The organism is Streptomyces sp. NPDC058671 (genome assembly GCF_042716475.1).
Lineage (GTDB): Bacteria > Actinomycetota > Actinomycetes > Streptomycetales > Streptomycetaceae > Streptomyces.
Map to the genome: position 1 here is coordinate 358,189 of NZ_JBHXSA010000001.1, position 13,749 is coordinate 371,937.

At 71.1% G+C, this 13,749-nt stretch carries 13 protein-coding genes; 9 read left to right on the forward strand and 4 right to left on the reverse strand.

The window, feature by feature from the left end; all coding sequences use genetic code 11:
• Window positions 1–255: 255 nt before the first annotated feature.
• Window positions 256–2,502 (reverse strand): transglycosylase domain-containing protein, encoded by a 2,247-nt coding sequence (locus tag ACFWV2_RS01635; protein WP_384400036.1) that lies wholly within the window; start codon window positions 2,500–2,502, stop codon window positions 256–258.
• Window positions 2,503–2,918: 416 nt separating this feature from the next.
• On the opposite strand from ACFWV2_RS01635, the gene ACFWV2_RS01640 reads away from it, so the two are divergent.
• Entirely contained in the window at window positions 2,919–3,263 is a 345-nt protein-coding gene (locus ACFWV2_RS01640; RefSeq protein ID WP_030206027.1) for a WhiB family transcriptional regulator, read from the forward strand.
• 26 nt (window positions 3,264–3,289) lie between these two features.
• Here ACFWV2_RS01640 and ACFWV2_RS01645 read toward each other — a convergent pair whose 3' ends face one another.
• A complete protein-coding gene (locus ACFWV2_RS01645) occupies window positions 3,290–4,687 on the reverse strand; it encodes an ArsA family ATPase (protein ID WP_384400325.1) in 1,398 nt (465 codons plus the stop codon).
• A 197-nt stretch (window positions 4,688–4,884) separates the two neighbouring features.
• Window positions 4,885–5,847: an ArsA family ATPase gene (locus tag ACFWV2_RS01650; RefSeq protein WP_384400041.1), complete on the reverse strand. Its 963-nt coding sequence runs from the start codon at window positions 5,845–5,847 to the stop codon at window positions 4,885–4,887.
• A 148-nt stretch (window positions 5,848–5,995) separates the two neighbouring features.
• On the opposite strand from ACFWV2_RS01650, the gene ACFWV2_RS01655 reads away from it, so the two are divergent.
• From ACFWV2_RS01655 to ACFWV2_RS01675, 5 genes are all read left to right on the forward strand, one after another.
• Window positions 5,996–6,154, forward strand: a complete 159-nt coding sequence (locus ACFWV2_RS01655) for a DUF4177 domain-containing protein (RefSeq protein ID WP_015034547.1) — start codon at window positions 5,996–5,998, stop codon at window positions 6,152–6,154.
• The gene (locus tag ACFWV2_RS01660; RefSeq protein ID WP_360795665.1) at window positions 6,151–6,621 is read left to right on the forward strand and encodes a RidA family protein; all 471 of its coding nucleotides are present in this window, start codon (window positions 6,151–6,153) and stop codon (window positions 6,619–6,621) included. Before ACFWV2_RS01655 ends, ACFWV2_RS01660 begins: the two co-directional genes overlap by 4 nt.
• 273 nt (window positions 6,622–6,894) lie before the next feature.
• Window positions 6,895–7,857, forward strand: a complete 963-nt coding sequence (locus ACFWV2_RS01665) for an NUDIX hydrolase (protein ID WP_384400045.1) — start codon at window positions 6,895–6,897, stop codon at window positions 7,855–7,857.
• On the forward strand, window positions 7,854–8,690 hold the full coding sequence (locus tag ACFWV2_RS01670) for an MBL fold metallo-hydrolase (protein ID WP_384400048.1): 837 nt from the start codon (window positions 7,854–7,856) through the stop codon (window positions 8,688–8,690). The genes ACFWV2_RS01665 and ACFWV2_RS01670 overlap by 4 nt, the downstream gene beginning before the upstream one ends.
• Before the next feature lie 154 nt (window positions 8,691–8,844).
• Window positions 8,845–9,729, forward strand: coding sequence for a prohibitin family protein (locus ACFWV2_RS01675; RefSeq protein WP_384400051.1), 885 nt, complete (start codon window positions 8,845–8,847; stop codon window positions 9,727–9,729).
• A 173-nt stretch (window positions 9,730–9,902) separates the two neighbouring features.
• Here the strand turns inward: ACFWV2_RS01675 and ACFWV2_RS01680 are convergent, their stop codons facing one another.
• Window positions 9,903–10,577: a Crp/Fnr family transcriptional regulator gene (locus tag ACFWV2_RS01680; RefSeq protein WP_015034542.1), complete on the reverse strand. Its 675-nt coding sequence runs from the start codon at window positions 10,575–10,577 to the stop codon at window positions 9,903–9,905.
• A gap of 252 nt (window positions 10,578–10,829) precedes the next feature.
• On the opposite strand from ACFWV2_RS01680, the gene nth reads away from it, so the two are divergent.
• The 3 genes from nth to ACFWV2_RS01695 all read left to right on the forward strand — a co-directional run bounded on the left by nth (window position 10,830) and on the right by ACFWV2_RS01695 (window position 13,736).
• Entirely contained in the window at window positions 10,830–11,654 is an 825-nt protein-coding gene (gene nth, locus ACFWV2_RS01685; RefSeq protein ID WP_384400054.1) for an endonuclease III, read from the forward strand.
• A gap of 157 nt (window positions 11,655–11,811) precedes the next feature.
• A complete protein-coding gene (locus ACFWV2_RS01690; protein WP_384400327.1) occupies window positions 11,812–12,489 on the forward strand; it encodes an NUDIX hydrolase in 678 nt (225 codons plus the stop codon).
• 47 nt (window positions 12,490–12,536) lie between these two features.
• The gene (locus ACFWV2_RS01695; protein WP_384400057.1) at window positions 12,537–13,736 is read left to right on the forward strand and encodes a MarP family serine protease; all 1,200 of its coding nucleotides are present in this window, start codon (window positions 12,537–12,539) and stop codon (window positions 13,734–13,736) included.
• Window positions 13,737–13,749: the final 13 nt, after the last annotated feature.

Sequence of the window (13,749 nt, forward strand, 5' to 3'; positions counted from 1 at the left end):
GTGTTGGACCCGCCCGGCCCGCTGCCCCGAGCCTTGACCCATGCCGCATCCGGAGCTCCCCCCCCCCCCCGCGGGCCCGGGGCGCGCCCCCCCCCCCCCCGGCGCCCCCGCCCCCCCCCCCGCGGGCACACCCCCCGGCGCCCCCCCAACCTGCTCGCGCCCCCCCGGGGGGGGGCCCCCCTCTCTCGTGTCGATACGTCAGTCCGGGACCGGGTCAGGACGTGACTGGGTCAGGACGTGACCGCGTCAGGGACGTCAGCGGTTTCCGCCGCGGCCGTTCCCGTTCCCGTTTCCGCCGCCCAGCAGGTCCTCAGGGATGGAGATCCCCGGGAACGGATTGGTCGGGGGCTTGCTGTCGCCCGGCTTGCCGTCGTTCGGCTTGGCCGGCTTGTTCGGGCCGGCCCCGCCGTCTTCCTTGTCCTTGGGCTTCTCGGCCCGCGGTACGGAGATGGGGGCGAAGCGCGGGGTCTCGGAGGCGTCCAGGGCGCCCGTCATCGCGATCTTCCAGATGGGGCCGGGGAGGCAGCCGCCGCAGACCTTGTCGTAGACCTCGCCGCCGATGGTGATGTTGTACATCGACCGCTTCTCGCCGACGTCGTCACCGACCCAGACGGCGGTCGACAGGTTCGGGGTGTAGCCGACGAACCAGGCGTCCTTGCGGTCGTTCGTCGTACCGGTCTTGCCCGCGTTGTCGCGGTCGCTGAGTCCGGCCTTCGTACCCGTGCCGTCCTCGACGACGCCCTTCAGCATCTGGTTGATCAGGTCGGCCGTGCGCTCGCTCATCGCCCGCGTGCACTTGGTCTGCGGCACGTTCAGCTTGTCGCCGTTGGCGGCCTTGACGGACTCGATGGCGACCGGGGAGCAGTAGATGCCGCGGTTGGCGAAGGTCGAGTAGACGGCGGCCATGTCGAGCGGGGTGCTCTCCAGGCTGCCGAGGGTGGCGGACGGGCTCTGCTTGATGGGCTTGCCCAGCTCGCGCTCGTAGCCGACCCTCTTCGCCATCGTCAACGTCTCGCACAGGCCGGCCATCTGCTCCAGCTTGGCGAAGTACGTGTTGATGGACTTGCCGAGCGCGCTGGTCATGTCATAGGCGCCCTTCTCCGACTCGACCTCGTTGTTGACCTCCCAGTTCGCGTACCCCGCAGGCTTGCCGTCGCAGAGCCTGAAGTCGCTCTCCGGGATGTTGATCTGAGCCGGGGTGTCGAAGCTCGTCGCCGGGCTGATGCCCTTCTCCAGGGCGGCCGCCGCCGTGATCGGCTTGAAGGTCGAACCGACCTGGAAGCCGTACGTCGTGCCGCCCATCCTGCTGCCGACGGCGAGGTTGAGCGTGGTCTGGTGCTGCTTCTGGTCCAGGCCGTACGGGCGGGACTGGCCCATCGAGAGGATCTTGCCGGTCCGGGGCTGGACCTGCACCACCGAGGCGGCGACCGGGTCGTCCTTGTGGATCTTCGCGACGGCGGCCTCGTTGGCCGCGGCCTGGGCGCGCGGGTCGAGCGTGGTCCTGACGGTGAGACCGCCCAGGTTCCACAGCTTCTGGCGCTCCTCGGCCGTCTTGCCGAAGACCGGGTCGGAGAGGATCGTCTTGCGGACGTAGTCGCAGAAGAAGCCGGCGCCGTGAACGGCGGTGATGCAGCCGTTCTTCGGGGTCTTCACCTTCAGCTTGAGCGGTGCGGCCTTCGCCTTGTCCGCCTCGGCCTGGCTGACGTCCTTCACGTCGGCCATCCGCTGGAGGACCACGTTCCGGCGCTTGGTGGCTTCCTGGATGTCGTTGATCGGGTCGTAGCGGCTCGGCGACTGGACGAGACCGGCCATCATCGCCGCCTCGCCCAGGTCCAGGTCGGCGGCGTGCTTGGAGAAGTACCGCTGGGAGGCGGCCTCGATGCCGTAGGCCTGCTGCCCGAAGAACGTGATGTTGAGGTAGTTCTCCAGGATCTTCTTCTTGCCCAGCTCCTCCTCGACCTGGATCGCGAACTTCAGCTCGCGGACCTTGCGGCCGATGGTCTGCTGGGTGGCCTGCGCGACCTTCTCCGGGTCGTCACCCGCCTCCTCGACGAAGACGTTCTTCACGTACTGCTGGGTGAGGGTGGACGCGCCCTGCGCGACCCCGCCCTCCTGCGCGTTGCGGTTGATCGCGCGCAGCACGCCCTTGAGGTCGATCGCCCCGTGCTCGTAGAAGCGTCCGTCCTCGATCGCGACGATCGCCTTCTGCATGTACGGGGAGATCTTCTCCAGCGGCACGACCTTGCGGTCCCGCGAGTACACCGTGGCGAGGAGCCCGCCCTCGGAGTCGAGGATCGTGGTGCGCTGACTCAGCGGCGGGGTCTTCAGGTTGGAGGGGATCTCGTCGAACCCCTCGACCGTCCCCTTCGCGGCCAGTCCGAGTGCCCCCGCCGCGGGCAGGGCGATGCCTGCCAGCACGGCTCCGGAGAGCACACTGACACCGAGGAACTTGGCGGCCTGCTGGGTCCCGGTCAGACCACCGCCCGAGCGCTTCTTTGCCATGGGGGCAGCCTACGTTCTCAATCGCCGGACACACGTATATGCCTTGGCCTAAGCTGCTCCCAACTGTCACAGCAGTGTGGTCCCGCATCAAGACCCGGGTGTGACAGCGGCATGAATTCCCGTGAACCCGAAACATGGGAATCTCCTGTCCGATTCCGGCTCATGCGTCACGTGGTGCCCGAAGTGGCCCCGTCGGAGAAGGGCATATCCGCGCGGTATGTCCGCTATCACACGCATGTCCTTCGATCACTCCCCTGGGTGATCTGACGCGCACGCATAGTCCGTTCGGGCCATCCAAGATTGGGCCCGAAGGGGGTGTTGCGCTGTGCCCACCTTCCGTAACGTCCCAACTGGCAGCGGTGAATATGCCGCTGCCGCCGTGGGGGAGCCTCGATTCGGGAGAGGACGGCGCCGGTATGGGCTGGGTAGCTGACTGGAGTGCGCAGGCGGCCTGCCGCACTACCGATCCGGATGAACTTTTCGTGCAGGGAGCGGCACAGAACAGGGCAAAGGCGGTGTGCACCGGATGCCCGGTGCGGACCGAGTGCCTCGCCGACGCCCTCGACAACCGGGTGGAGTTCGGCGTGTGGGGAGGCATGACGGAGCGCGAGCGCCGCGCCCTGCTGCGCCGCAGGCCGACCGTCACCTCGTGGCGGCGGCTCCTGGAGACCGCGCGCACGGAGTACGAGCGGGGAGCGGGCCTGCTGCCCGTGGCGATGGACGACGACGCCACGTACGAGGCGTACGCCGCGGTGGGTTAGCGCCTCTCGTTCGGATCAGGCCGGGCTCATCCGGAGGAAAGAGCCTGGGCCGCGTCAGGCGACGGTCTGCGCCCCGCCGTGAGCCGGTCACCGATGGCCCGCAGTCCGGCGAGGTCGTGCACATCGCCGGGCAGGGCCGCCACTTCGGCCACCGCCACCTCGGGGTGGAGCGCGGTGAAGCGGTCACGCGTGCGCTGCTCACGCGTGAGCACCCGCATGCGCTCGGCGTGCAGGCGCAGAAGCCCCGCGGTGAGCCGGCGCACGTCCGGGTCGGCCGTGCGGTCGGCAGAGCTGTGCATGGCGCTGGGGATGACACGGTCGTCGAGACGGTGTGTGCTGCTCGCGTCGGTGCTCTCGTCCGTGCTGTCGTGCGGTGTGCCCCGGTCGGCTGTGGGGGCAGCCCCGGGTACGGGAGTTGCGGCGGCGGTGGCGAGGTCGGACGGCTCGGGCTCCTTGGTCGGGGAGCCACCTCGCTCAGTCTTCCCACCCCCCTGATCCACAATTCGCGCCTCTTCAAGATTTTCCGCGGCGGCCCGCGCCCGCTCGGCCGACAGCCGGGAAGCCCCACTTCCGTGGACCCGGTTGAGGACGAGACCCGCCAGCGGCATCTTCTCGGCGGCCAGCCGCTCCACGAAGTACGCGGCCTCGCGCAGCGCGTCCCGCTCCGGCGTGGCCACCACGAGGAAAGCCGTGCCCGGGGCCTGCAGCAGCCTGTACGTGGCGTCGGCGCGGGTCCGGAAACCGCCGAACATCGTGTCCATCGCCGCGACGAACGTCTGCACGTCCTGCAGGAACTGACCCCCGAGCAGCTTCCCGAGGGTCCCCGTCATCATCGACATGCCGACGCTGAGGAACTTCATCCCGGCCCGGCCGCCCACCTTCGCCGGCGCCATCAGCAGCTTGATGAACTTCCCGTCGAGGAACGACCCGAGCCGCTTCGGTGCGTCGAGGAAGTCCAGGGCCGACCGGGACGGCGGGGTGTCCACGACGATCAGGTCCCACTCGTCGCGCGCCCTGAGCTGGCCCAGCTTCTCCATCGCCATGTACTCCTGCGTACCGGCGAACCCGGCGGACAGGGACTGGTAGAAGGGGTTGTCCAGGATCGCCCGCGCCCGCTCGGGATCCGCGTGCGCCTCGACGATCTCGTCGAAGGTCCGCTTCATGTCCAGCATCATCGCGTGCAGTCGACCGCCGTCGGACCCCTTGATCCCGGCGACCTCGCGCGGGGTGTTGTCGAGGGAGTCGATCCCCATCGACTGGGCGAGACGGCGGGCCGGGTCGATGGTGAGGACGACGACCCGTCGGCCGCGCTCCGCCGCCCGTACGCCGAGGGCCGCGGCCGTGGTCGTCTTGCCGACGCCGCCGGCGCCGCAGCAGACGATGATGCGGGTGCCCCGGTCGTCGAGGAGCGGGTCGAGCTCCAGGGCCGGGACGTCGAGGAGCGGATCGCGCTCCGGGGCCGGGACGTCCGCCTCCCGGAGCGGAACGTCGCGCTCCGGGGCCGGGACGTCTGCCTCCAGGGCCGGGACGTCGTGCTCGCGGGCCGGGACGTCCGGGACGTCGCGCTCCACGGCCGGAACCTTGTCGGGCTCGCTCTCGGCTGAGCCCGCGGCCTTCTCCGTCACGCGCCCACCCCTTGCTTCCGCAGTTCCTTCGCCAGCCGGTAGAGCCCGGCGATGTCCGCCCCGTCCCCCAGGAAGGGGAGCTCGTACGAGGGGACGCCGATGCCGTCGAGGGCGGCGCGCTGCGTCCGCTCCAGCTCCACCCGCCGCGCGTGCTCGGCCGCCTGGTCGAGCAGCGGCTCGACGAGCCTCGTGCCACCCGTGACGCCGGCGGAGACCAGGGTCCTGGCGATCGCGTCCCGGTGGTCCCCGGAGGCGGCCCGTACCGCCGCCTCGTCGAGGACGTGCGGCCGGACCATGTTCACCACGACCCGCCCCACCGGCAGCTCGGCCGCGCGCAGCTCCGCGATGCCGTCCGCGGTTTCCTGGACCGGCATCTCCTCCAGGAGGGTCACCAGATGGACCGCCGTCTCCGGGGACTTGAGGACCCGCATGACGGCCTGCGCCTGGTTGTGTATGGGACCGATCCTCGCCAGGCCCGCCACCTCGTCGTTGACGTTGAGGAAGCGGGTGATGCGGCCGGTGGGCGGCGCGTCCATGACCACGTGGTCGTACGTGTGGCCGCCGTGCTTCTCGCGCCGCCTGACCGCCTCGCACGCCTTGCCGGTCAGCAGGACGTCCCGTACGCCCGGCGCTATCGTCGTCGCGAAGTCGATCGCGCCGAGCTTCTTCAGGGCGCGCCCCGCGCTGCCCAGTTTGTAGAACATCTGGAGGTAGTCGAGGAGCGCGCGCTCGGCGTCGATCGCCAGCGCGTACACCTCCCCGCCGCCCGGGGCGACGGCGATCTTGCGCTCCTCGTACGGAAGGGTCTCCGTCTCGAAGAGCTGTGCGATGCCCTGTCTGCCTTCGACCTCGACGAGGAGGGTCCGCTTGCCCTCCGTCGCGAGGGCGAGGGCGAGGGCGGCGGCGACCGTCGTCTTACCGGTACCGCCCTTGCCGCTGACGACCTGAAGCCTGCTCACGTTGTCGAGCCTAACCACTGGCGGCGGCGCCCAATCAGGTGGCCGCCCCGGAGAAGCTCCCTAGGGGACGCCCCGGGGGGTGCGCCGGCGGGAGCTTCGGGGGGCCGCCTCTGAAGGCTGCCCGGCGGCAGCGGATACAGTCGGGCCCATGACCAAGTGGGAGTACGTCACGGTGCCGCTTCTGGTGCACGCGACCAAGCAGATTCTGGACACCTGGGGCGAGGACGGCTGGGAGCTCGTCCAGGTCGTGCCCGGGCCGAACAACCCCGAGCAGCTCGTGGCCTACCTGAAGCGGGCCAAGTCGTGAGCGGGACCGTCGAGGCGAAGCTCGCCGAGCTGGGCCTGACCCTGCCGGCGGTCGTGCCGCCGCTGGCCGCCTACCAGCCGGCCGTGCAGTCCGGCGTGTACGTCTACACCTCGGGGCAGCTGCCGATCGTGGACGGCAAGCTCCAGCTGACCGGCAAGGTCGGCGGGGAGGTCACCGCGGAGGAGGCCAAGAAGCTCGCGGCCACCTGCGCGCTGAACGCGCTCGCGGCCGTGAAGTCGGTCGCCGGTGACCTGGACCGGATCAAGCGGGTCGTGAAGGTCGTCGGATTCGTCGCCTCCGCCCCCGACTTCACCGGGCAGCCCGGCGTCGTCAACGGCGCGAGCGAGCTGCTGGGCGCGGTCCTCGGCGACAAGGGCGTGCACGCGCGCAGCGCCGTCGGTGTGACCGTGCTGCCGCTCGACGCCCCGGTCGAGGTCGAGGTCCAGGTGGAGCTGGTCGAGGCCTGACCTCGTCCCCTAGACCCGTCGCCGTACGTGCAGAGCCGGTTCCCTCCGCGTGAGGGGGCCGGCTCCCGTGCGTTCCCGGCCGCGTGCGCGGACTTCCGCCTGGGGGCGGGCTCCCGTGCGTTCCCGGCCGCGTGCGCGGACTTCCGCCTGGGGGCCGGCTCCCGTGCGTTCCCGGCCGCGTGCGCGGACCTCCGCCTGGGGGCGGGCTCCCGAGCGCTGCCCTGCCCGTGGGGGGCTCTCGTGCATTCCGGTGCTTGCGCATAGCATCCGCCCATGTCCCATGGTCAGCCGAAGCAACCGAGTGGTCAGCCGGAGCAGCCGGGTCCGACGGAGCCGTCGATTCCGCCCGGGCGGCCGGTCCGGCCCGAGCGGTCGAACGGTCAGTGGTACCCGCCCGAGTGGCCCGACCGCATCCGCGCCCTCGCCGCCGGTGAACTCACCCCGGTGACCCCCCGGCGCGCCGCGACCGTCATGCTCCTGCGGGACGGGGCCGCGGGGCCCGACGTCCACATGCTGCGCCGCCGTACCTCCATGGCCTTCGCGGGCGGCGCGTACGCCTACCCCGGCGGCGGTGTCGACCCGCGCGACGAGCACCCGGTGCGTTGGGCGGGGCCCGCACGGGAGACCTGGGCGGCCCGGCTCGGCCTCTACGACCCCGCGCAGGCCCAGGCCGTGGTCTGCGCCGCCGTACGGGAGACGTACGAGGAGGCGGGCGTCCTGCTCGCGGGGGAGGCCCCGGACACCGTGGTGGGCGACACCACCGGTGAGGAGTGGGAACGGGACCGGGAGGCGCTGGTCGCCCGCGAGCTGTCCTTCGCCGACTTCCTGGACCGGCGCGGGCTCGTGCTCCGCTCCGACCTGCTCGGGGCGTGGGCGCGCTGGATCACGCCGGAGTTCGAACAGCGCCGGTACGACACCTGGTTCTTCGTGGCCGCGCTCCCTGCCGGGCAGCGCACCCGGAACGCCTCCACGGAGGCCGACCGCACCGTCTGGATCCGTCCGGCGGACGCCGCCGCCGGCTACGACCGGGGTGAGCTGACGATGATGCCGCCGACGATCTCGACCCTGCGCGCCCTGGAGCCGTACGGCACGGCGGCCGAGGCCCTCGCGGCGGCGGATGCGCAGGATCTGACCCCGGTGCTCGCCCGGGCGCGCCTGGAGGGCGAGGAGCTGGTCCTGAGCTGGCCGGGGCACGAGGAGTTCACGAAGATCATCCCGGCGGGCGGTGAGCGGTGAGCGACGCCGCCGCGCTGCCGGGACAGCCGCGCGGACTCGTGGCCTCCGGGCCCGCGACGGACCGCGCCGTGAACGTCCTCGCGCCGAACCCGTCCGCGATGACCCTCGACGGCACCAACACGTGGCTCCTGTCCGAGCCCGGTTCCGACCTGGCCGTCGTCGTGGATCCCGGCCCGCTCGACGAGACCCATCTGCGCCGGGTGATCGACACGGCCGGGAAGCTCGGCAAGCGGATCGCGCTCACCCTGCTGACCCACGGCCACTGGGACCACGCGGAGGGCGCCGGCCGTTTCGCCGAACTGACGGGGACGGCCGTGCGGGCCCTCGACCCGGCGCTGCGCCTGGGCGACGAGGGCCTCGGCGCGGGGGACGTGGTGACGGTCGGCGGTCTTGAGCTGCGGGTGGTCCCGACGCCCGGCCACACCTCGGACTCGCTCTCCTTCCACCTGCCGGCCGACCGCGCGGTGCTCACGGGGGACACGATCCTGGGGCGCGGGACGACGATGGTGGCGCATCCGGACGGCCGGCTCGGCGACTACCTGGACTCGTTGCGGCGGCTCCGCTCCCTCACGGTCGACGACGGGGTGCACACGGTCCTGCCGGGGCACGGGCCGGTCCTGGAGGACGCGCAGGGGGCCGTGGAGTTCTACCTGGCGCACCGGGCGGGCCGGCTCGCGCAGGTCGAGGCGGCGGTCGGGAGCGGTCACCGGACGGCGGCGGAGGTCGTCGCCCATGTGTACGCGGATGTGGACCGCTCGCTGTGGCCGGCGGCCGAGCTGTCCGTACGGGCCCAGCTGGAGTACCTGCGGGAGCGGGAGCGGGGGCGGGAGTAGGCGGGGGGGCCCGCTCCGGGACGTGGTGCTCCCGTCGGCCCGGTGCGGGCGGACGTCACGATCCTGTCCCGAGGCGGACCCCGGCCCTGTGGCGTTCTTGACCCGTGTTTTACGCTCCGCTTACTTCTGGCCGTAGCTTTCGGGGGGAACGCCCGTGTTCGTCATCGCCATCCTGCTGCTCATCGCCGCAGTGGTGCTCTACTTCGTCGCCCGCTCGAACGACTCGAAGGGGCTGAAGCTCGGCGCCGTCGGCGCCGCGGTCGCCGGCCTCTTCTCGCTCGTCTTCAGCATGACGTACGTGATCAGCGCGTACGAGGTCGGTGTGCCGGTCGCCTTCGGCAAGGTCGGCTCGCCCATGACCTCGGGCATGCACGTGAAGTCGCCCTTCACCGATGTCACGACCTTCTCCACCCGCCCCGTCGACCTCAACCTCTCCGACAAGGACGTCGTCGAGGTCCGCTCCTCGCAGGGCGGCGTCATGTACGTCGAGGTCACGGTCAAGTGGGCCGTCGTCCCGTCCAAGTCCGTCGAGCTGTACAAGCTCGCCGGCAGCGAGGACGCCATCCAGCAGCGGCTCGTCTACCCCGACAGCCGGGAGATCGTCCGTAACGTCTTCGCCCGCTACACGAGCGAGCAGGGGTACGCCACCGACCGCGAGAAGATCAACGCCGAGATCGGCGTCCTGATCAAGGAGCGTCTCGTTCCGCGCGGCATCGACGTGACCACGGTCAACCTGCGCAACGTGAAGCCCTCGGACGCCCTCCAGGGTCAGATCGACCGCAAGATCCAGCAGCAGCAGGCCACCGAGCGTGCCCTTGAGGCCGCCCGCACCGCCAAGGCCGAGTCCGACCGCCGTCGGATCGAGGCGGAGGGCATCGCCCGCGCCAACAAGATCCTCAACGAGTCGCTGACGGACAAGGTCCTGACGAACCAGTGCATCGACGCGTTCAAGGAGGCCGCGGCGAAGAACCCGATCTACACCGTGCCCTGCGCGAACGGCGCCTCCGCCCCGGTGATCGTGGACGGTTCGAAGCGCTGACGGCCGGTCCGTCCGTACGGACGCGGAAGGCCGCCCCGGTCCGATGACCGGGGCGGCCTTTTCCGTTTCCGTACGTGCGCGGATTCCGTACGTGCGCGGGCACGTCTACCGGTACGTGCGCGGGCACGTGGGCCCATGCGTACGCGGGCGCGTACCGGTACGTACGCGCGTGCCTACCGCGAGCGCTTCGCGAGGCGCTCCACGTCGAGCAGGATCACGGCGCGGGCCTCCAGGCGCAGCCAGCCGCGCTGGGCGAAGTCGGCGAGTGCCTTGTTGACCGTCTCGCGGGAGGCGCCGACCAGCTGGGCCAGCTCCTCCTGGGTGAGGTCGTGGACGACGTGGATGCCCTCTTCCGACTGCACGCCGAAGCGGCGCGACAGGTCGAGGAGCGCGCGGGCGACACGGCCCGGGACGTCGGAGAAGACCAGGTCGGACATCTGGTCGTTGGTCTTGCGCAGGCGGCGGGCGACGGCGCGCAGCAGCGCGGTGGCCACCTCCGGGCGGGCGTTCAGCCAGGGCTGGAGGTCGCCGTGGCCGAGGCCGAGCAGCTTGACCTCGGTGAGCGCGGTCGCGGTGGCGGTGCGCGGGCCCGGGTCGAACAGCGAAAGCTCTCCGATGAGCTCGCCGGGGCCGAGGACGGCCAGCATGTTCTCGCGGCCGTCGGGGGAGGTGCGGTGCAGCTTCACCTTGCCCTCGGTGACCACGTACAGGCGGTCGCCGGGGTCGCCTTCGTGGAAGAGCGCGTCGCCACGGGCGAGCGTCGCCTCACTCATCGAGGCGCGCAGCTCGGCTGCCTGCTCGTCATCGAGCGCCGCGAAGAGCGGGGCGCGCCGCAGAACGTCGTCCACGAGTTCTCTCCATACTGTCGACCGGCTCAGGAACCTCGTCCCATGATGCCGGACGTGCAAACAGTGCGATCAATCACAACAAGTTTGACGTACCGAGTCGCCCGTCCGTACGTCAGGGCCCCGATTGGGGGCTGATCGGCCATGCCCGGGGCAGATGTCGGTGGCGGCCCCTAGGCTGGTCGGGTGTCCAACTCGCGGGTGACAGCGCAGGCCAAGGGGGCTGGAAGAGTGTCGGCCGAAGGGAATTCCGCCGTGGGCGAACACGATGTATCGAAACAGGCAAAAGGCGTAAATCGGAAGCCGGGGAAGCCCGAGTCGCGGCTCGCGACGGTGCGCAGAGCACGCAAGATCAACCGTGAGCTGGCGGAGGTCTATCCGTACGCCCATCCGGAGCTCGACTTCCGCAGCCCCTTCGAGCTGCTCGTCGCCACGGTCCTCTCGGCGCAGACCACCGACCTGCGGGTCAACCAGACCACCCCCGCCCTCTTCGCGAAGTACCCCACGCCCGAGGACCTCGCCGCCGCCGTCCCCGAGGAGGTCGAGGAGCTCATCCGCCCCACCGGCTTCTTCCGCGCCAAGACCAAGTCGATCATGGGCCTCGCCGCCGCCCTCAGGGACGACTTCGGGGGCGAGGTCCCCGGCCGCCTCGACGACCTCGTCAAGCTCCCCGGCGTCGGCCGCAAGACCGCCTTCGTCGTCCTGGGCAACGCCTTCGGGGTCCCCGGCATCACCGTGGACACCCACTTCATGCGGCTCGCCCGGCGCTGGAAGTGGACCGAGCAGGAGGACCCGGTGAAGATCGAGGCGGAGATCGCCGAGATCTTCCCGAAGAGCGAGTGGACGATGCTCTCGCACCGGGTGATCTTCCACGGCCGCCGCATCTGCCACGCCCGCAAGCCGGCCTGCGGCGCCTGCCCCATCACCCACCTCTGCCCCTCGTACGGGGAGGGCGAGACCGACCCCGAGAAGGCGAGGAAGCTGCTCAAGTACGAGAAGGGCGGTTTCCCCGGCCAGCGGCTCAACCCGCCGCCCGGCTACCCGGGCCTCCCCGCGCCCCCGCTGGGTGCCGGTGACTGAGCCCCGCCCCGAGCCCGCCCCGGGAGAATCCGGGGAACGAACCCGTCCATCGATGGCGTTGTGAAACACGGGGGTGCCTGTGACGCGCACTGACGAAGAGCTCCACGACGAGGACGTCCACGACGGACGGGTCCACGGCGCGAACGCCGCCGCCCCGCTGCCCGGGACCGGGGGGCTGCTCAGCCGGGACGGGCTGCCCGACTGGCTCGCGCCCGTCGACCGGGCCGCCCGTACGGTCGCCCCCGAGCAGCTGAGCCGCTTCCTGCCGCCCGCGAGTGGCGCGGGACGCCAGTCCGCCGTCCTCGTCCTCTTCGGCGAGGGACGGCGCGGCCCCGAGCTGCTGCTGATGGAGCGGTCCGGAAGCCTGCGCTCGCACGCCGGCCAGCCCTCCTTCCCCGGTGGCGCCCTCGACCCCGAGGACGGCACGCCGGCGGACGGCGGGCTCCTCCGGGCCGCCCTGCGCGAGGCCCAGGAGGAGACGGGGCTCGACCCGGCGGGCGTCCAGATCTTCGGCGTACTGCCCCAGCTCTACATCCCGGTCAGCGGGTTCGTCGTCACCCCGGTCCTCGGCTGGTGGCGATCCCCGAGCCCGGTCGGAGTCGTGGACCCGGGAGAGACCGCCCGGGTCTTCACCGTCCCCGTGGCGGATCTCACGGACCCGGCGAACCGCGCGACGGCGGTCCACCCCAGCGGCCACCAGGGCCCCGCCTTCCTGGTCGAGTCCGCTCTGGTCTGGGGTTTCACGGCCGGTGTGATCGACCGGCTGCTGCACTTCTCCGGCTGGGAGCGCCCCTGGGACCGGGCCAAGCAGGTCCCGCTCGACTGGCGGTCATGACAGGCTGAACCCCGGCGACCGCAATCGAATCTGCGAGGCATTAGACGGTGAACGTGCTGGACATCTTGTTGCTGCTCGCCGCCGTGTGGTTCGCGATCATCGGTTACCGCCAGGGATTCGTGGTCGGCATCCTGTCGGTGATCGGCTTCCTCGGCGGCGGTCTCGCCGCCGTCCTGCTGCTCCCGGTCATCTGGAACCAGCTGACCGACCACAGCGAGGTCTCGACCACGGCGACGGTCGTCTTCGTCATGATCGTCATCGTCTCCGCCTCGGTCGGCCAGGCCTTCACCACCCACCTCGGCAACAAGCTGCGGGGCCACATCGTCTGGTCCCCCGCGCGCGCCCTCGACGCCACGGGCGGCGCCCTGGTCAACGTCGTCGCGATGCTGCTGGTGGCCTGGCTGCTGGGCTCCCTGCTCGCCGAGACCTCCATGCCCACCGTGGGCAAGGAGGTGCGGAGCTCCAAGGTCCTGCGCGGAGTCGACCTGGTGATACCGGATCAGACGTCCCGCTGGTTCGACGACTTCAGCTCCACCCTGGCCCGCAGCGGCTTCCCCCCGGTCTTCGACTCCTTCGCGAGCGAGCCGATCACCCCGGTCCTGCCGCCCGATCCGGCTCTCGCCGACAGCCCCGTCGCCGCCCGCGCCCAGCGTTCCATCGTCAAGGTCGTCGGCACCGCGCAGAGCTGCGGCAAGGTCCTCGAAGGCACCGGCTTCGTCTTCGCCGACCGCCGGATCATGACCAACGCCCACGTGGTGGGCGGCGTCGACGAGCCGACCGTCCAGATCGGCGGCGAGGGCAAGCTCTACGACGCCAAGGTCGTCCTCTACGACTGGCAGCGTGACATCGCCGTTCTGGACGTGCCGGACCTCAAGGCCCCGCCGCTCGTCTTCACCGAAGAGGACGCCAGGAGCGGCGACGGCGCGATCGTCGCCGGATTCCCGGAGAACGGCTCGTACGACGTGCGCTCCGCCCGTGTCCGGGGCCGTATCAACGCCGACGGACCCGACATCTACCGCCGGGGTGATGTGCGCAGGGACGTGTACTCGCTGTACGCGACGGTCCGCCAGGGCAACTCCGGCGGGCCGCTCCTCACCGAGGACGGCAAGGTGTACGGCGTGATCTTCGCCCGCTCACTCGACGACGCGAACACCGGCTACGCCCTGACGGTCGACGAGATCCGCGAGGACATCGAGCGCGGCCGGACCGCCGGCCAGCAGGTCGACACCCAGGCCTGCGCCCTGTGATCCAGGCCCCGCG